Below are 17920 nucleotides of genomic sequence, written 5' to 3'. Positions count from 1 at the left end.
CTCAGCGCGCGTGGCGCTCGGCCCGCAGTTGGGCCAGATCGCTGAGCTGATCAGCGATCCAGCGACGCAGGTCGTGCTCGATGACCAGCTCGCGGAGTTGCCGGGCGCGTAGCGCCCGCTCGCTCTCGGGCATCGTCAGTCCCTCGTAGAGCGCCTGGGCCGTGCCCTCGATATCAGTCGGGGAGACGGTCAGTGCCCACCGGCCCAGTTCCTGATAGGCGCCAGCGCCCTCCGAGAGGACGATCACGCCGTTGCGCTGGTTGAGCAGCGCCCCCTCTTTGGCCACGAGGTTCATGCCATCGAAGATGGCGTTCACCAGCAGCACGTCGTAGTGCTTCATGGCGGCCAGCGCCCGCGGGTAATCGTCGCCGATGAAGAGGTGCACTGGTTGCCAGTTGATCCCCTGGTGCTCGGCGACGTTGGCGTACTTGGCATTGATCCGGCCCACAACGGCGTTGATGTCGTCCAGATAGTCGATGTACTCGGCGACCTCGAGGCGAGAGGGCACCAGGAACGCCAGGAAGTTGACCCGGCCGAGCAGCTCGGGGTGCGCCTCCAGCAGGCGGTCATAGGCCAGGAAGCCGCGCACCACGTTCTTGCTCGGCTCGGCCCGGTCGACCCGGATGATGGTGTACTCGTTGAGGAAGCTGCGCAGGTGCTCCTCGTGCCGCTTCGCATCCTCGCTCTCGGCGACTTCGAGCACGTGCGCCGGGTCGATCGAGATCGGGTAGACCCGAACGCGCGTGGTGTGTCCCCGAGAGACGATCTCGCGCTGGCGACGGTCGATCTCCACGTCGTCCAGGTTCGCCTCGACGGTGTTGAGAAAGCTCCGGGCGTGCTGCGGGGTCTGGAACCCGACGATGTCGTTGGCCAGGAGGCTGCGACAGATCGCCTGGCGCATGGCGCGCGGTACCAGTCGCCAGTAGTCCTGGTCGGGCCAGGGGATGTGGATGAACTGCTGCAGCACGATCTCCGGCCTTCGCTCTCGGAGGAAGCCGGGGGCCAGGTACAGGTGGTAGTCCTGCAGCATGACGAGCGGCTCGCGGTGCGCCGCGGATACGGCGGCGAGGATCTCCTCGGCAAACATGCGGTTAACGGTCACGTAGCCGTGATGCCAGGCGTCCCACGTCAGGTGGTCGACATCCGGTGCTCGCGGCGTGTCCCAGAGGTAGTGCTGGAGAAACCAGAGTAGCGGGTTCGCGATGCGGTTGTAGTAGCCGAAGTAGGCGTCCGGGTCGGGGAGCACGAAGCGGAGACGGAAGTCGCCGTCGGGTGGCGTGATGACGGCCTCTCCGGCTTCCCGCGCCATCTCGGCACGTAGGCGATCACCCTCCGTCATCGCGCAGGCGACCCAGATCGCTTCGGTGTACCGGCTGGCTGCGCTCATCGCGGTGACGACTCCGCCGGTGCCTCGCTTGGTGATGAACGTTCCGTCAGATGCCAGGTGGAACTCGACGGGACCGCGGTTCGACGCGATGATCAGCGTCGCGCGGTCGAGCAGCTCTCGGGCATGTTCAGGCAAGTCGTGATCGTAGGACTGGGCGGGCTTTCCCGACAATGGACTCTGATTCTGCACCTCGTCCTCCAATCGTCGGTCAATTTGCCCGCGCCGTCTCGCAAGGCAGCGGCTTCCGGGCACTCATCGTGCTCGTACTCGGCGCTTGCAGCGTGATGCGCGAGGATATCAGCCCCTGAGCTGGTCCAATGCTCGCTCGATCCGAGCTCGCGTCAGGACTGCGGCTGTCGAACCCTGTCCTGTTCTGGCAGAAGGGGCGCCGCCGACCCTGGGCTCAGGGACATCGTACCACAGGTCTCAGCTCGGGTCCGCCTCCTCTATCAACGCCCGCCTATCGCAAGCCAGGGGATTCGTCTGCCTTTCCTGCAGCGATGTATTGACCCGAGCAATGCGAAGCCCTATGCTTCGCTAAGAGCAGATGCCAGCGCCAGCAGTAGCAGGATCCAGGAGTGCAGGGGGTGGCGGCGAGCGAGCAGCGCCAGTGCCCGATCTGTGGCAGTATCGAGACGACTCTCGTCCGGCGCGGGTTCATCGGTCCGACTGACGAGCGAGACCAGTATCTTCGCTGCCAGCAGTGCGGGTGCGTCACCTATGAGATTCTCAGTCGCTCGCCCCGCGAAGTTCGTGCCCAGGGGCTGGCACCCGGGCAGACCGTAACGATTGCCGGTCGCCGCTACGTGATCCGGCAGCTCCTGCGCGCCGGGCCGAACGAGTACCTGGTCTACGTACGGCTACAGATGCCGTAATCCAGCGTGGCGCGATAACCCCCTCTCTGCCCCCCGGCGCCGCCCGGCGCTCGCGCACCGGGTTCGATCCCCGCCTGGACAAGGAGTTGCCCAGCGAGCTGGCCGCGGGCGAGGAGACAGGCGCGGTCGATCCTCAGCTCGGGCATCCGTTGACGCGTTCTCCGTCGGGGCGTAGGCTAGGATGTACCCCTGGCCCGCTGAGCAGGGGAGTGAGGAGACATCGCCATGGCCACCATGGAGCAACCCGAGCAACACTCCTCGAGTGCCGCATGGGTACAATGGGCCATCCTCGCCGTCGCGACGACGATCCTGGCCATCGCTGCCGGTGGTCGCTTCCTGGTCGGCCTCGTCTTCGACGAGATGCAGCAACACTTCCACATGACGCACGGCGGGCTCGGATCGGTCGTCTCGATCAGCGTCCTGATGGTCGGGTTGGGGCAGCCACTGGTCGGCTGGCTGGTGGATCGCTTCTCGGCGCGCGTCGTCGCGGCTGGGGGGCTACTCCTGCTCGGCACCGGGCTAATCGTCGTCAGCCAGGCAGGGAGCGGGCTGGGGTTAGTGCTCGGCTACGGCGTGCTGACCGGGCTGGGGCTGGCCACCCTGACGCCGACGGTGATGACGCCGGTCGTGGCTGCCTGGTTCGAGCGCCGGCGGACGACCGCGCTCTCGATCATCAGCGCCGCGAATCCGATGGGCCAATCGCTGGTCGTGCCGGCGCTGGCACTGCTCGTGGCGGCGACTGGTTGGCAGGACGGCTACTTCCTCCTCGGGCTGCTGGTTGCGGCAGTCGGCGCGCCGCTGATCTTCGTCTTGCTCCGCGAGCAGCGGCGCATCGCCACCACGGCGGAGGGGTTCACCGGCTGCGGCGTGCGCCAGGCGGTGGCGAGCCGGGCCTGGTGGCAACTCGCGTTCGGCTTCTTCGTCTGCGGTTTCACCATGGCCTGGGTCATGACCTTCTTCGTCGACTACGCGCTGCAGCACGGCCTGGGGCGTGGCCTGGCGGCGACCGGCCTCTCGCTAATGGGCTGGATGAGCCTGGCCGGCGCGCTCGCCACGGGCTGGTGGCAGGATCGGGCCGGCACGACGCTGCCCCTCTCGGTCGTCTACGCGCTGCGCGGGATCGGCTTCGGGCTCTTGCTCCTGGCCGGATCGTGGATGCCGGCGATCCTGCTGGCCGTTGCGGTGATCGGCCTCTCCTGGAGCGCGACGACGCCCCTGACGTCCTCGCTGTGCGTCGCCCTCTATGGGCGCCGGAACCTGGGCACGATCTTCGGCCTGCTCTTCGCGATCATGCCGGTCGGATCGGCGGCCGGCGCGTCGCTCAGCGGCCTGCTCTACGATTTCATGGGGGCCTACCAGCCTTCGCTGCTCCTCAACCTGGTCGCTGGCCTGCTCGCGGCGCTCGTCGTGCTCCCCATCCGGGTGACACCGCGTTTCCGGCCCGCCTCGACTTCCGCCGCCCGGCCGGTCGCGACGACGATGGCCGACTGACGCGCGTCTCCCTGCCCGTTGGCCTCGCGAAGGACGCCGCTCTTCTGCTCGAGCTGGGAAGGAGCATGCGATGACCGCCGGATCGCCGGTGCGCTTCGGGCTCAACGTCCACCCCGGTGTCGCCGATCTCGACGCGGCGCTCAAGCTCGCTCAGCTCGCCGAGACGCACGAGATCGACCTGCTGACGATCCAGGATCACCCCTACATTGCTGACTTCTTCGACACCTGGGCGCTCCTCGCCTTCCTAGCCGCGCGCACGACGCGGGTGCGGCTCGGCACCAACGTCTCCCCGGTGCCGCTACGACCTCCGGCCATGCTGGCAAAGCTGGCCGCTTCGCTCGACCTGATGAGCGGCGGGCGGATCGAGCTCGGCATCGGAGCCGGCGCGTTCCTGCAGGGCATCCTGGCGATGGGAGGATGGACACCGGAGGAGCCCGCGGAGCGCGTGCGTATGTTCGAGGAGGCGATCACGCTGATCCGCGCGCTGTGGGAGAGCGACCGGCCTGTGACCTGGGCAGGCCGCTACGTCCAGGTGCGGGGGCTGCGCTTCGGGCCGCGGCCGGAGCACCGGCCACGGATCTGGGTGGGGGCGACCCGGCCACGCATGCTGCGGCTGGTCGGTCGCCTGGCGGACGGCCTGCTCGTCTCGAACACCTACGTGCCTGAGCACCAGCTCGAGCAGGTACACGCGGCGGTCGATGCGGGAGCGGCCGAGGCCGGGCGGCCGCCGGGGGCGATCCGGCGCGGCTATAACCTGATGGGCGTGGTGAAGTTGGCTGGGCCGGATCCGGTGACCGCCGAGATCCGCCCCGGCGCGCCGGTGCTGAGCGCCGAGGAGTGGGCAGCCGAGCTCGTCCGCCTCTACCGCGAGCGACGGATCGATACGATGATCTTCTGGCCGCTCGGTCGCCGGCCGCTCGACCAGGCAGCAGTCTTTGCCGCCGAGGTGGTTCCGGCAGCGCGGGCGGCGCTGGCGAGCGGCTGAGGCAGGCGGTGGCCCAGTCTGCTACGCTGTACCCAGCGCTCAGGCCGAAGACGAAGAGGGAGCGCACCATGGCTCGCCCGGCTATCCCCGTTCGATCCCCGCTGGCCCGGCCCGCCGCGCGGGCCGGTTCGGGTCGCTTCTGGGAGGTCGATGCGCTGCGTGGAGTGGCCTTCTGCATGATGGCGCTCTACCACCTCCTGTTCGACCTGCGCTCCTTCGCCGGCTGGCCGATCGCCGTCGACCGTGGGTTCTGGCGCTCCTTCGCCGACGCGACCGCGAGCCTTTTCGTGTTGCTGGTCGGCGTGTCGCTCACGCTGAGCCGCGCGCGCTGGCAGGCGCACCGATCCGGCCCGTATTGGCCACACCTGGTACGACGCGGGTTCCGGATCCTGGGCTACGGGTTCCTGGTCACCGTTGCCACCTGGCTGGTCGATCCCCGACAAGTCGTCCTGTTCGGCATCCTGCACCTGATCGGCGTCTCGATCCTCCTGTCCGGGCCGTTTCTGAGCGGCCTGGTCTCGAACCTGCTGCTCGGAGCCGTCCTGGTCGCCCTCGGCGTCGTGATCGACGGCGTGGTGCTGCCAGCCGGCTTCCCCTGGCTGCTTTGGCTCGGCCTGCCGCCGGCTGGGTTTCGCTCCTTCGACTACCGCCCGTTGCTCCCCTGGTTCGGCGTGGCTCTCTGGGGCATTGCTCTCGGCAACCTGCTCTACCCTGGCGGCCGGCCAGCGGTGCCGCTGCCCGACTGGTCAGCGCTCCTGCCGGTGCGGCTGCTCGTCTGGATCGGTCGCCATGCGCTGGTGCTCTATCTGCTCCACCAGCCGGTCATGATCGCGCTCCTGGTTCTGCTGGGAATCGTCCCGCTCGAGGCGCTCGGGCTGGCATAGCGGCGCGGGCGGCGGCATGAGACCAGTAACAGTCACTGTTAGCCTGCCAAAATGCAGGATCGCATAATCTTGCGACCCTGCATAATAAACAGGACTTTCCGTGGGGCATTCGTCGTTCGGGCGCGCCGGCACGCGGGGCTCTCGAAGCTGCTAGTCTGACGAGAGGGTAACCTGGGCCAGCAGGCGGACCAGCGGCCCGATCTGGCGAGCGATGGCTGCCAGAATGCGCGCGTCCCGGTCGCTGAAGGGTTCCGGGCTGGTCTTCGAGACCGTGATCGAGCCGATGGCCTTTTCGTCGATCATCAGCGGGGCGACGAGCATCGGCTTGATCGGGCGCGGCCCGATCCGCGCGACAGCAGGGTGCTCGTTGACGTCGGGGATGTTCAGCGGCCTTCCGCTGGCTATCGCTTCCCAGCTTGCCCCCTGGCCCGGCGACAGGCGAAACGTGCCGACCGCCTCCGGATACCAGCGAGAGTAGCGCAGGACGAGCTCACCGGTCGTCTCGTCGAGCAGCAGGACGGAGAGGTCGCTCGCGCCGAGCGAGCCGGTGAGCGCCAGGTCGATCGTCTCGGCCAGCGTCTCGAAGCTCGTGATTTGCCCGAGGCGCTCGCCCAGCTCGTGCAGGACGGCGAACTCGGTCAGCTCCGTCGGCGGGAAGCGTTGCAGCGTCGAGGCGGCCACCAGTTCGGCCAGCTCCGGGGAACTCTCGAGCAGCCGTTGGAAGGCCGCGACGACGTCTGGGTGGAACTGGGTGCCACTGCAGCGGCTCAGCTCCTCGACGGCCGCCGCGACCGGCATCGCCCGCCGGTACGGGCGGTCGGAGGTCATCGTGTCGAAGGCGTCGGCCAGGCCGATGATCGCGGCCCCGAGCGGGATCTCGGGCCCGTGAAGCCCGTCGGGATAGCCCTGGCCATCCCAGCGCTCGTGGTGGTGGCGGACGAGCGGGACGATCGGCTGGAGCGCCGGATGGCTCGCCAGGATATCGGCTCCCAACGCGGCGTGGGTCTTCATGCGCTCCCACTCCTCCGGCGTGAGCGGCCCGGGCTTGCGCAGGATGTGGTCGGGGACGCCGATCTTCCCGATGTCGTGGAGGAGCCCCGCGAGCTCGATCTGCTCGATCTCCTCCGGCGAGCAGCCCATCGCCTCGGCGAGCAGCCGGGCGTAGCGCGCCACATTGCGCGAGTGGTGGTGTGTATACGGATCCTTCGCGTCTACCGTCGCGGCCAATACCTCGACCGAGGCGCGGTAGAGCGACCGCTCGCGTTCCCGCTGTTGGGCCTGCCAGAGCGCGACGGCTGCCTGGCTGGCGAAGAGCTGGAAGGTCTGGAACTCGTGCGCGGTGAACCGGTCGGCCCCGACCCGCCCGACCAGCAGCACGCCGAGCAGCCGGTTCTGCGCGATCAGCGGTGCAGCCATCAGGCTGTGGGTCTTCCCCAGTTCCTCATGATCCCCGTAGAGCACGCGGGCGTCTGACCGGGCATCGAGCACCAGCTCTGCCTGGCGCGAGACCGCGACGGCTCCGCTCAGCCCCTGGCCGTACGGGAGCGTCCAGCTCTCGCCAAGAACATTCCGATAAGCCTCGGACTGAAGCAGCGGGCGCAGCAGCCGCGCTGTCTCGTCGGCTTCGAACAGGATGAACCGGTCGTGCGGCAGCACGATCGCGAGCTCCCTGACGATGACTCGGAGCAGGGCGGACAGCTCGAGCTGCTGGGCGAACTCGCGAGTGACGCGGAGCAGCGACTCGCGGGCCTGCGCGGCCTGCCAGCGCTCGACCGCGGCCGCGAGCCGTTCGCCGATGGCCCGCATGAGCGCGATCGTTGCCGTCACGCGCGCTGGGTCGTCTCTCTCCAAACCGCCGATGAGTAGACCAGCGACCCGTTCCTCTACTCGCCAGGCGTGGGCCACGATGGCCTGGATAGCAGCGACGTCCATCAGTGCCCGGAGCCGTGCTTCCGTCTCTGTGGAGATCCCCTCCAGCTCCGGACGGCGTACGATGCGCGGCCCTTCTCCCTGGGCGAGCCAGGTCACCAGCGCAGGGCTACGGCCGTGCTGCAGCAGCGAGCGGCTCCGCTCGCTGCGCACCGGGTCGACGTGATAGGCCGTATACGCCTCGACCTGGTCCGGCGAGAACCAGTGGAACGTCACCCCCACGGCCTCGCCGAGCACCCCCAGCCCATGCCTCGCCACGATATCGATCATCTCGGCCGGATCACGCGCGCTCAGCAGCGCGTCGCCGAGCTCAGCCAGCAGCGCCTGCTCGCGCTCCCGGCGCTCGAGCGCCTCCCGTGCCTGAATCAGCGCGACGGCGGTGCTGGCCTCCTGGGCCAGCACGGCGAAGAGGCGCTCTTCCTCCTGAGTGAACCCTGGTCCGGCGAGCCGCCCGAGCCCGAAGACGCCGATCGGCCGCTCCTCATGCACCAGCGGCTCGATCAAGACCGAGCGGATCGCGAAGCGACCGTTTTCGGGACGGTACGTGCGGGGGTCGCTTGCCGTGTCGGCGACGTTCACGCTCTTCCCGGTCTTGAAGACGTGGCCGGCCAGGCTCCCATCGATCGGTACTGCCAGGCCAACGCGGCGCGCGGCCTCGTCGCCCCAGGCCCAGCGGATGACGAGGCGTCCTGGCTGGTACCCGTCGGGCTCGGCGATGATCGCGGTGTCGAACGCGATGAGCCGGCTGAGCGCGCTCGCGATCTGGTCCAGCGCCTCGTCCAGTGTCCGGCTGGGACCGACGGTGCGCGCGACCTGCCAGAGCGCCTGGAGCTCCTCCAGGTGACGCTCGGTCTGCTCCTGCAGCCGCGCCCGCGTGATCGCCCCGGCCGCCGCGTTGAGCAGGGCGGCGGCGGTGTCGATGGCCTGGGGGTCGAACCGGTGGTTCGGGTCATGACTCCAGGTGTAACAGACGCCGACCATTCGCCCGCGGTCGACGAGCGGGAGGGCGAGGGCTTCCGTAACTTCGCGGTCTGTCGGCAAGTAGCCGCCGTGGCCGAGCGGGACGAACTCCGTCGGGAAGTCCGCCGCGGGCACCAGCACTGGCTTCAGCGTCTCGCGCACCCGGCGTTCGACGGGGATATCGGAGCTCGAGTACGCCGCGGCAGTCTGTGCCACGTTCAGCTCGTGGGCGCTCAGCCCGTGATGGAAGAACGCCGCCGTGCCTTCGCCTGACTCGGTGTAGACATAGATCGTCGTCGCATCGGTCTGCAGCGTGCGGCTGACGGTATGGACGACGACTGCCAGGATCTGGTCCAGATCCGGCAGGCTCGCGACGGCCTGGCTCACGTCGAGCAGGGTCTCGAGAAGCTGGCGCTGCTGCTGCTCCGCGAGGTAGCGCCGGTGCGCGTGGATGGCGATGGTCGCCAGGGCGCACAGCTCTTCGGCCAGGCGGATCTCGAAGGTCTCGAACGGTACCGGGTGTCGGCTACGCCAGAGATAGGCCACGCCGATGGCCTGGCGTTCCCAGAGCAACGGGACTACCAGGCCAACGAGGCGCCCGGCCTGGCCCTGCTCGCGCAACACCGGGTTCGCCGGGGGAAAGCGACGGAAGTCGTCGACCGAGGTCAGGTGCAGCGGCTTCCCGGTGCGGATGACTTCGGCCTCGGCGGGGATCTCCTCGGGCGCCAGCCGCAGGATCTGGCCCTGCGCGGCGAGCATATCCTCCGCCTGGCGAGTGTGGGCAGCGAACTCGACGGTTCGCTGCTGCTCGTCGTAGACGAAGAAGGTGCCCAGATCCGCTCGAACCGAGCGGGTAAGCTGATCGATCAACGTCTGCAGGAGCGCCTTCGCATCACGCGGAGCGAAAGCGGGCTCTGGCTCTTCACCAGACTCACTGCCCGGCGAGAAGCTCCGGTGCGATGCATCGGTCGGCCTCTCGTCGTTCTCGGCGGCTGTCGCCGGTGCGTAGTCCATCGGTGGCAGACCGAGCGCATCCAATGTCGGGACGGATCCATACAGCTCGGCCTGCGCAGGCTCAGGCGGTGGCGTGGGGGCACTCGCGCGACCGGCGTGCGGAGGCCGGCGTCGCTTGGAGCGGTCCGGCATGGGGTCACCTTCTTCTCGTACAGGTACGTGTCACCGGCAACGTCTCGGTCGCTTGCCGGCACATCTCCGGTGAGCAGGGCAAGCAGCTCTCCATGCCGTCAGCCGAATGATTTGCGGAACGATAGCACATCGCTTGGCCAGCGCAGAGACTCTTACCCTAATATTCGCATGTGCACACCGGCTCCTTTAGGGGGAGAAAAGTACCAGTCCTATGGGCTGATCGTCATCGTGGGCGCAGGGCATCTCTCCTAGCGCCGTACGCCACCGGAGTCTCATTTGACCAACGTGTGGGCGCAGTAGATGAATCGCGCCGCCCAAGCTCGCTCTTGAACGTCGCTACTGGCTAGTGGTGTAATTTCCATTACACAGCATCATGCCTGGCCGGTCGCGAGCCGAGGTCGCCTGGCCTGCACCGCGCATGACGGCGGGAGACGACACGAGGAGACGAGAGCATGAATGGGCAACCGGTGCGTCCAGAGGCGGAGGCTCGGCTCCTGCCCCGCATCGCCGAACTCTTCCGGCCCTACCGGGTTCAGGTTCTGCTCGTCGCGCTCGCTATCCTGGTCACCTCCGGGCTGGGGGTCGTCAACCCGCTGCTGATCCGGACGGTCTTCGACGAGGCGCTGTTCTGTGGCGCGGGCTGTCCCGACCTGGATCTGCTCGCGCGGCTCGTCGCGCTGATGGCGGCCGTACCGATCGTGGGTGGTGCCATCGGTGTGGGGCAGACCTATCTGGCCAACCGGGTCGGCCAGCGGGTGATGCAGGACCTGCGCGACCGCCTCTACGCGCATCTCCAGCGGATGTCGCTGCGCTTCTTCACGGCTACCCGCACCGGCGAGATCCAGTCGCGCCTGGCCAACGACGTCGGTGGCGTGCAGTCGGTCGTCACCGACACCGCCGCGACCGTGCTAGCCAACGTGGTCATCGTGGCCAGCACGCTGATCGCGATGTTCGTGATCTCCTGGCCGCTCACCGTGCTCTCGCTGCTGCTCACCCCGCTGTTCGCCTGGCTCACCTATCGCGTAGGCAAGACGCGACGCCAGGTGGTCGAGGTCACCCAGCAGTCGAAAGCGGAGATGAGCGCGATCACCCAGGAGACGCTCTCGGTCTCCGGCGTGCTGCTGGCCAAGGTCTTCGGCCGGCAGCAGGACGAGATCGAGCGGTTTCGGCGCGAGAACCGGCGGCTGGCCGAGCTGCAGGTGCGCCAGCAGATGATCGGGCAGGGATTCTTCGCCGTCGTCCAGGCTTTCTTCTCCATCATGCCGGCCCTGGTCTACCTGGTGGCCGGCTACTTGCTGGCGAGCGGGCGCGGCCCGGCGATCAGCGCCGGCACGCTGGTCGCGTTTACCACCTTGCAGACGCGGCTCTTCTTCCCGGTCGGGCAGTTGCTCCGCGTCTCGGTGGAGGTGCAGTCGTCGCTGGCGCTGTTCCGGCGGATCTTCGATTACCTCGACCTGACGCCCGAGATCGTGGACGCGCCGGACGCGGTCGCGCTGCCGGCAGAGTCGGTGCGTGGCCGGATCCGCTTCCGGCACGTCTACTTCACCTACGGCGAGACGCGTCTGCCGCCGTCGCTGGTGGCGCCCGTGGGAGATGGTCGCCGGTCGCCCGAGCCGGACGGCCACCACGACGAGGCGACGGGGCGGCCCTGGATCCTGGAAGACGTCGACTTCGAGATCGAGCCGGGCCAGCTCGTCGCGCTGGTGGGGCCGAGCGGCGCCGGCAAGACGACGATCTCCTACCTGATCCCCCGGCTCTACGACGTCACCGCGGGCGCGGTCGAGATCGACGGCGTGGACGTGCGCAACATCCAGCTCGCCTCGCTCACCCGGCTCATCGGCATGGTGACGCAAGAGCCGTACCTGTTCCACGCCTCGGTGCGGGACAACCTGCTCTATGCCAGGCCGGACGCGACCCAGGAGGAGATCGAGCAGGCCGCCAGGCTGGCGCTGATCCACGACCGCATCCTCGAGCTCGACCAGGGCTACGACACGGTCGTCGGCGAGCGCGGCTACCGGATGTCGGGCGGGGAGAAGCAGCGGCTGGCGATCGCGCGGGTCATCCTGAAAGATCCGCGCATCCTGATCCTGGACGAGGCGACCTCGTCGCTGGACACGGCCAGCGAGCGGCTGGTGCAGCGGGCCCTGCAGCCGGTGATGGCAGGCCGGACGACGATCGCCATCGCCCACCGCCTCTCGACCATCCTGAACGCCGATGTCATCTTCGTGATCGACCGCGGGCGCATCGTCGAGCGGGGCACCCACCGCGAGCTGCTGGAGCGCGGCGGGCTGTATGCGCAGCTCTACCGGCAGCAGTTCGGCGAGGGGCTGATCGAGGCGCGCTGCCAGGACGGCCTGGTGCTGGCCAGCGGCCAGGTCATCGCTGGCGAGGCATAGCGGAGGCAGGCAGCTCGCGGCCTGGAGGACGTCTCACGGGGAGACTACCGTCCTCGTCGATCGAGGGGATGCTGCCCACGCTTCCCTGCGCCAGTGCCGCGGGCCGGGTCGCCCGCGAGCACTGCCCCGGGTCTCGGGAGTCGCGGCGACCTTGACGGCGCGCGCTGGCCGGGGGATGCTGAGCAAGAGGAGGAGATGACGGGGCCGGCGGTGTCCTTCACGACGCTGGAGAGGACGGAGAGAGAAGTCTGCCGGGGCAAGGAGGAGGGCAGCGATGGCCGGACGACGCATCCAGGTGGGCGAGATCGAGATCGTCTCCTTGACCGACACCGCTGGGCCGTTCTTCACCTACAGCGGGGCGTACCCCGCGACGCCGCGCGAGACCTGGGAGCCGTTCCGCGCGCAGTACCCCGAGTGCTTCAGCGGCGAGGACGGCGTCGTCACCCGGGTCGGCTGCGTCCTCGTCCGGGTCGGCGACCGCACCCTGCTCGTCGATACCGGCATCGGGCCAGGGCCGGTCGCGCTCTTCGGCCACAGCCGGGGCCAGCTTATGGAGGAGCTGGCGCGGCACGGCGTGGCGCCCGAAGACATCCACCTCGTCTTCCTGACGCACCTCCACCCCGATCACGTCGGCTGGAACCTGACCGAGGGGAAGCCGTCCTTCCCCAACGCGCGCTACATCGCCTCCCGGAGCGACTGGGAGGTGTTCCATACCCCCGAGGTCAAGGCCTTTATGGAGTCCCTGGTGCCGGGCTGCGTCGAGCGCGACGTCACCCCGCTCGCCCAGCTCGGCGTCCTCGACCTGATCGAGGGGGAGACCGAGATCCTCCCCGGCGTCCGGGCGTTCCCGACGCCAGGGCATACGACCGGCCACATGAGCCTGCACGTCACCTCGGGGAGCCAGCAGGCCCTGATCCTGGGCGACGTTTTCCACCACCCGGCGCAGGTGCAGGTCAACGAGATCTGCATCGCCTTCGACATGGATCCGCCGGCAGCGATCCAGACCCGGCGACGGATCGTCGAGTGGGCCGCGGCGGAGGGGATGCCGCTGGCCGGCTGTCACCTGCTTCCCCACGGGCTGGGGCGGATCGCGCGCCGCGACGGAGCGTTCGCCTGGGAAGCCCTCTAGGCGCGGGGATCACCGCGCGACCTGCCCCGCGCGGGGGTTATTCCGCTCGCCGGCCGTGAACGGGTTGGCCCAGGTGACGTCCCCCCGGGCGAAGCGGTTGGGGTCGAACGGCTCCAGGTCGAACGCGGCCTGTCCCAGGCAGATGAGCTGGGCGATTGCCTTGCCGACAGCCGCTCCCCAGGAGAAGCCGCCGCCGTTGAAGCCGGCCGCGACGTAGAGCCCGCCGATACCGCCGTACGGGCCGAGCAGCGGCAGCCCGTCGGCGGTGAAGCCCATAATCCCGGCCCAGGCGCGCACCACCCGCACCCGGCGTAGCGGCGGGAACAACGCCGCCAGCGTGCCCGCGATTCCGCTCAGCACGCGCGGCGTCACCTTCTCCGCGTAGTGGCCCAGCCCCTCGTCCTCGTCGAACCGCCGGCAGCCGCCGCAGAGTACCTGCCCGGTCGCGGTCTGCCGCCCATACTCCTTGTCGAAGTTCGTCCCGAACGGGTAAGGCAAGATCGGCACCACCGGCTCGGTCACCAGGATCTGCCCCCTGGCCGGGACGAGCGCACCTCGCGGCAGGTCGGGCAGGAGCTGCGGCGCCCAGGCGTTGGTCGCCACCACAACCGTCCCGGTCTCGACTCTCCCGCGCTCGGTCTCCACCCCCGCGACCGCGCCGTTCTCGCTGAGGATCCGGACGACCGGCGTCCAGGTGACGATCTCCGCGCCGTGGTAGCGCGCTCCTCTGGCGAGCGCGTGCACGAGCTGGAACGGCCACAGGTGGCCGGCCTCTTCCGAGAGCCGCGCCCCTAGGATCCGGTCGGAGGCGACCGGCACCAGCTCGCGCACCTCGTGCGCGTCGAGCAGCCGCACCGCCAGCCCATGCTCCTGCTGGGCCCGCACGCTGGCGACGATGTGCTCGTATTGCTCTTCGGTGGTCGCGAGGTCGAGCGTGCCGGTGAGGCGGAGAGCGAAGTCGTCCCCCAGCTCGCGCGGCAGCTCGTCGGTCAGCATGCGCAGGTTCTCGCGGGTGAGCGCGTAGACGGCCTGCCCGGCGGCAGAGTGCAGCGCCGAGCCAGCCCCGGTCATCCCGCCGTTCCGGCCGGATGCGCCCGAGCAGATGCCGCGGGCCTCCAGCACGAGCACGCGCTTGCCGCGCTTCGCGAGCTGGTAGGCGATCGAGCAGCCGACCAGGCCCGCGCCGATCACCACCACCTCGGCCTGGTCAGGCAGGGTCTGCGCTTCTCCGGACATCCCACCCTCCTCGCCGCGCGTACCGTGGCACGGTCGGCCCTAGCCTACGCGGGGCACGGCTGCCCGTCCAGAGGGATGCGCCCCGCCTGTCCTCGTCCCAGTCCCTGCCGGCCGATCGCCCAGCGGGCGGGAGCCAGCGGCCGCGCGGCGTGCTGGCGCCGGCCTCGCGCGGGTCCCGGCTCGCGGCGCGCCGTGGGAGAGCGGGACAATCGAGCCGTCCCTATCCCCGGCCCCGACGTTCGCCGGCTGGGCGGCCGGACTGGCTGGGCGACGGCCAGCAGTCGATGTCGTCGGGGCAGATTACTCTCGGTCGCTATCACATGGTCGAGGCGAACGATTGTCCGCCCCGATGACGTGGTCGGGACGAATGATTACCCGTCCCTACCGCACCCACGCGCGTGCCGGGGCACGACTCCCCTGGGTGGCCCGTGGCCCCTCTAGCACCCCTCACCCCCTGCCCCCTCTCCCACGCGTGCGGGAGAGGGGGCTCTTACCCGCGGAGCAGTGGAAGAGCACTGGCCCTCATATGCGGTAGGGGCGACCGGCCGGTCGCCCCTACTCCCGCACCCACGCGCGTGCCGGGGCACGACTCCCCTGGGTGGCCCGTGGCCCCTCTCCCGCAGGTGCGGGAGAGGGGTGGCGAAGCCGGGGTGAGGGTCGGCCCCCGGCCCTGGGGCGGCCGGCGGGGGGCGTCCCGGGCAGCGGGAGAGCGGGAGCCGGGCATGAGAGAGCCGGCCCCCGGGGATCCCCCGGGGCCGGCTCCGACGGTACGCCTACTGGGCTTAGCTGATGCCGCCAGGCGCGTCCTCAGGGGAGCCTGCGGCGTCGACCTCTATCGTGCCGTTCTGATCCGGATCCCAGCCGCCCCGGAAGGCGTCGGAGATCAGGTCGAGGCCGTTGTTGGTCCAGTCGTTTAGCCAGTATAGCGACTGCTGGAAGGTGCCGGCGCTCGTCGTCCGGTCGCGCTCCTCATCATCGTTCGAGCCTGACTGGAAACTCCAGTTGTCGCTCGTTGGCCCGGTGTCATTATCACCCTCGATGCGCAGCGCCACGCGCACACCCTGCACGTTGCTCGTGCCGAACTTCGCCGTCACCGTGGCCGTGCCGTCGGCGCTACCGCCTACACCTGCCGTGTTGCTCGTGTCGTCCGCCACGGCGAAGCTGAGCGTGCCGATGTAGATGGTCTGGCTGGCCAGGAGCTGATCTTCGTCCTCGTCGAAGCTGCCGGTGGTGCCCTTGTCCAGGTAGCAGCTCACGACGAACGTGTTTCCATTGCTGCCCTGCAGGAGAGTCAGGGTGTCCGTCACTCTCCCGTTGGAGTCGGTAGTCTTGGGCTTGACGCCGCTCGACCCTGGAGAGCCGCCAGCCCACTCACCGGTCACGGTACCCCCGCCGGTCGTGGTGAACCGCAGCAGCACGCGCACGCCGCTGCGATCAGGCGACAAGTCGCAGATCACCGGCACGTCCCAATCGCTACTTGCCAGCGCCTCCTGGGGCACGAAGTAGCCGGTCTGCGCTGGGGTGGTGCGGACGGTCACCGTCTCGCCGAGGTCGTCCAGCGTCAGCGTCGCGCTGTACCAGGCCTTGCTGGCCGTGTCCGAGGGCTCGCCGGGGTCGCAGGTGCCGCTGCCGTCGACGTCCCAGCAGGCCGTGATCGTGTCCGTCCCCGCCTCGTCGTTCGTGTACTCGAACTCCGCTTGGCCGTTCGTCCCAGTGGTGACGGTGTCGCTGTCGACCACCGAATTGCCGCGGGTGACCCGGAACAGGATCGACCGCCCGCGCAGGGCGGTGGTGCCGGCCCGCAGCTCGGCGGTCAGCGTGTGGTCGGCGTTGACCGCGTTGCTGTCGCTCGCGGGGGTCAGCTCCAGCGTGACGCCGCTCAGCGTCAGCGGGCCGTGCACGCTGCTGGTCAGCGCGTAGACGGCCGAGCCGTCACCGTTGACCGCGTAGTTGACGTTGTTCGAGATGCCGACCAGGAAGCCGCCGCTGCCGCCGCCCTCGTCGTCCACGCCCACCAGCGCCGTGCCGGTGAAGCCGCGCGGCACGCCGCTCCAGGCGGCGTCGTACGGGTAGATGATGGCGTGGCCGCCGGCCGGGATCAGCACGCTCAGCGCGGCCGGCGCCTCGGCCGAGCCGGACGCGGTCGGCGCTTCGGGCGCGCCGCTCGCGCGGAGGAACTGCACGTAGGCCCGCTGGGCCTGCCCGCCGGGGTTGAACAGCTCGATCCCGCTGACGTCGCCCAGCCCGCTGGCATCGCCCACCTGGAACAGCGGCAGCGCCAGCGTCTGGGTGTACCAGTAGCGGCCGCTCACGTGGCCGAAGGTGCGCGCCTCGGTCGTCGGGCGGTCGTAGACCTCCTTGCCCACCTGCTGCGGCCGGCCCTGGGCCAGGTAGCTCATCGCCTGCCCCTGGCCTGGGCCAGAGCGGTACTTCACCTCGTCGATCGCCACCGCCAGCGGCCGGCTGCCGGTGATCACCACCGCGTTGACCCGGCTGCGGTCGAGGCTGGGCACGGCGCTGATGTCGGGCCGGTAGATGAAGGCGCTGGCGCCAGGGTCGAGCGTGATCTGGGAGACCTCCGGCGGCACGCTCTGCACCGAGCCGTCGGCGGCGTAGTAGGCTAGCGTGACCGCGTTGGCGTTGACCGGGTCGAGGTTCACCAGGTTGATCCCGGTGTTCCAGCCGTTGTACTCGCGGAAGATCAGCGCGCCGTAGAGCGTCGTGGGCGCGCCGTCGCGCGGGGCGGCCTCGGTGGTGAGCGCCATCTTCCAGGAGGGCTTGTAGCGCTCGGCGACCGCGACCACCTCGTCACCGGCGTCGATCCAGGCCGAGCCGACCCACTCCGGCGGCGCGACGCTGTTGAGGTCGATCGTCCAGGTCTGGCCGTTGCCCAGCGTCTGACTCAGCGTGTAGACGGCCTGGCCGGCGGACAGCCCCTGGTTGCGGCGCAGGGTGAGCGTGACGCTGAGGTCGCCGCGCCGCGAGACGTTGGTGACTTTGATGGCCGTGCGCCACTCGTTGTTCGTCTGGATGACCGGGATGACCCAGCGGGTGCCGTCCGCGGCCTGGGCCAGCGTCTCCTCGCGGACGGCCGTCTGGCCGCTGACCGACTCCTGGGCCGGGCCGGTGCGCGCGTCCATGCCGAGCGCGGCGGGCCGGGCGTGCTTCTCGACGGCGGCGATGGCCGGGTAGAGGCAGTCGGAGCCGTCGAAGTCGGTGTCGCAGAGGCCGAGCTGGCCGAGGATGTCCTGGCTCTCGTCGGCGAAGCGGCCCTCGATGACCAGGCCGCTGCCGGTTGCCCCGCCCTCGAAGAGGCCGAGCGCCTGCAGCTCGCTGGCGGTGAAGGTGCGCGCGGCCCGCGGGCCGAGCGCGATGCCGGAGCCGAGCCGGCGGCCGTCGGGCCGGGTGAGCCGGATCTCGATCGGCAGCGGCTCCAGGTTCTGGACGGTGACGGCGCTGTAGAGAGGGCCGAAGTTGCCCGGCAGCACCTCGCCGTTGTAGA

The 17920-nt window shown here is 69.5% G+C and carries 10 protein-coding genes; 6 read left to right on the top strand and 4 right to left on the bottom strand.

Features of this window, described 5'->3' with window-relative positions; translation table 11 throughout:
• Position 1: 1 nt before the first annotated feature.
• The gene (locus NET02_RS09665) at positions 2–1576 is read right to left on the bottom strand and encodes an alpha,alpha-trehalose-phosphate synthase (UDP-forming) (protein WP_284057200.1); all 1575 of its coding nucleotides are present in this window, start codon (positions 1574–1576) and stop codon (positions 2–4) included.
• A 398-nt stretch (positions 1577–1974) separates the two neighbouring features.
• Here NET02_RS09665 and NET02_RS09660 point away from each other — a divergent pair, with 398 nt between their 5' ends.
• The 4 genes from NET02_RS09660 (at position 1975) to NET02_RS09645 (ending at position 5622) form a co-directional block, all read left to right on the top strand.
• Complete coding sequence (locus tag NET02_RS09660; RefSeq protein ID WP_284057199.1) at positions 1975–2262, top strand: eukaryotic translation initiation factor eIF-2-beta/eIF-5 family protein; 288 nt, start codon at positions 1975–1977, stop codon at positions 2260–2262.
• Positions 2263–2487: 225 nt separating this feature from the next.
• Positions 2488–3753 (top strand): MFS transporter, encoded by a 1266-nt coding sequence (locus tag NET02_RS09655; RefSeq protein ID WP_284057198.1) that lies wholly within the window; start codon positions 2488–2490, stop codon positions 3751–3753.
• A 70-nt stretch (positions 3754–3823) separates the two neighbouring features.
• Positions 3824–4738, top strand: coding sequence for an LLM class flavin-dependent oxidoreductase (locus NET02_RS09650; RefSeq protein WP_284057197.1), 915 nt, complete (start codon positions 3824–3826; stop codon positions 4736–4738).
• A gap of 68 nt (positions 4739–4806) precedes the next feature.
• Complete coding sequence (locus NET02_RS09645) at positions 4807–5622, top strand: heparan-alpha-glucosaminide N-acetyltransferase (protein ID WP_284057196.1); 816 nt, start codon at positions 4807–4809, stop codon at positions 5620–5622.
• A 150-nt stretch (positions 5623–5772) separates the two neighbouring features.
• Here the strand turns inward: NET02_RS09645 and NET02_RS09640 are convergent, their stop codons facing one another.
• The gene (locus NET02_RS09640) at positions 5773–9657 is read right to left on the bottom strand and encodes a GAF domain-containing protein (protein ID WP_284057195.1); all 3885 of its coding nucleotides are present in this window, start codon (positions 9655–9657) and stop codon (positions 5773–5775) included.
• A 452-nt stretch (positions 9658–10109) separates the two neighbouring features.
• Here NET02_RS09640 and NET02_RS09635 point away from each other — a divergent pair, with 452 nt between their 5' ends.
• Together NET02_RS09635 and NET02_RS09630 are read left to right on the top strand one after the other, a co-directional pair.
• Positions 10110–12053 (top strand): ABC transporter ATP-binding protein, encoded by a 1944-nt coding sequence (locus NET02_RS09635; RefSeq protein ID WP_284057194.1) that lies wholly within the window; start codon positions 10110–10112, stop codon positions 12051–12053.
• Between the two features lie 274 nt (positions 12054–12327).
• Positions 12328–13182 (top strand): MBL fold metallo-hydrolase, encoded by an 855-nt coding sequence (locus NET02_RS09630; RefSeq protein WP_284057193.1) that lies wholly within the window; start codon positions 12328–12330, stop codon positions 13180–13182.
• Between the two features lie 9 nt (positions 13183–13191).
• On the opposite strand, the gene NET02_RS09625 is transcribed toward NET02_RS09630, so the two are convergent.
• Complete coding sequence (locus NET02_RS09625) at positions 13192–14418, bottom strand: NAD(P)/FAD-dependent oxidoreductase (RefSeq protein WP_284057192.1); 1227 nt, start codon at positions 14416–14418, stop codon at positions 13192–13194.
• A gap of 782 nt (positions 14419–15200) precedes the next feature.
• Positions 15201–17906 carry an Ig-like domain-containing protein gene (locus NET02_RS09620; RefSeq protein ID WP_284057191.1) on the bottom strand — a complete coding sequence of 902 codons (2706 nt, stop codon included), beginning with the start codon at positions 17904–17906 and terminating at the stop codon, positions 15201–15203.
• Between the last annotated feature and the right edge of the window lie 14 nt (positions 17907–17920).

It is taken from the genome of Thermalbibacter longus (assembly GCF_023806485.1).
Classification (GTDB): Bacteria; Chloroflexota; Chloroflexia; order Thermomicrobiales; family Thermomicrobiaceae; genus Thermalbibacter; species Thermalbibacter longus.
The sequence above is the reverse complement of the archived record's forward strand: the minus strand, read 5'-3'. Positions and strand labels throughout refer to the sequence as shown.

Bases quoted from the DNA above. Each gene is read 5' to 3' on its own strand.
- NET02_RS09655 (WP_284057198.1), top strand. From the start codon at position 2,488: ATGGCCACCATGGAGCAACCCGAGCAACACTCCTCGAGTGCCGCATGG.
- NET02_RS09650 (WP_284057197.1), top strand. From the start codon at position 3,824: ATGACCGCCGGATCGCCGGTGCGCTTCGGGCTCAACGTCCACCCCGGT.
- NET02_RS09645 (WP_284057196.1), top strand. From the start codon at position 4,807: ATGGCTCGCCCGGCTATCCCCGTTCGATCCCCGCTGGCCCGGCCCGCC.
- NET02_RS09640 (WP_284057195.1), bottom strand. From the start codon at position 9,657: ATGCCGGACCGCTCCAAGCGACGCCGGCCTCCGCACGCCGGTCGCGCG.
- NET02_RS09635 (WP_284057194.1), top strand. From the start codon at position 10,110: ATGAATGGGCAACCGGTGCGTCCAGAGGCGGAGGCTCGGCTCCTGCCC.
- NET02_RS09630 (WP_284057193.1), top strand. From the start codon at position 12,328: ATGGCCGGACGACGCATCCAGGTGGGCGAGATCGAGATCGTCTCCTTG.
- NET02_RS09625 (WP_284057192.1), bottom strand. From the start codon at position 14,418: ATGTCCGGAGAAGCGCAGACCCTGCCTGACCAGGCCGAGGTGGTGGTG.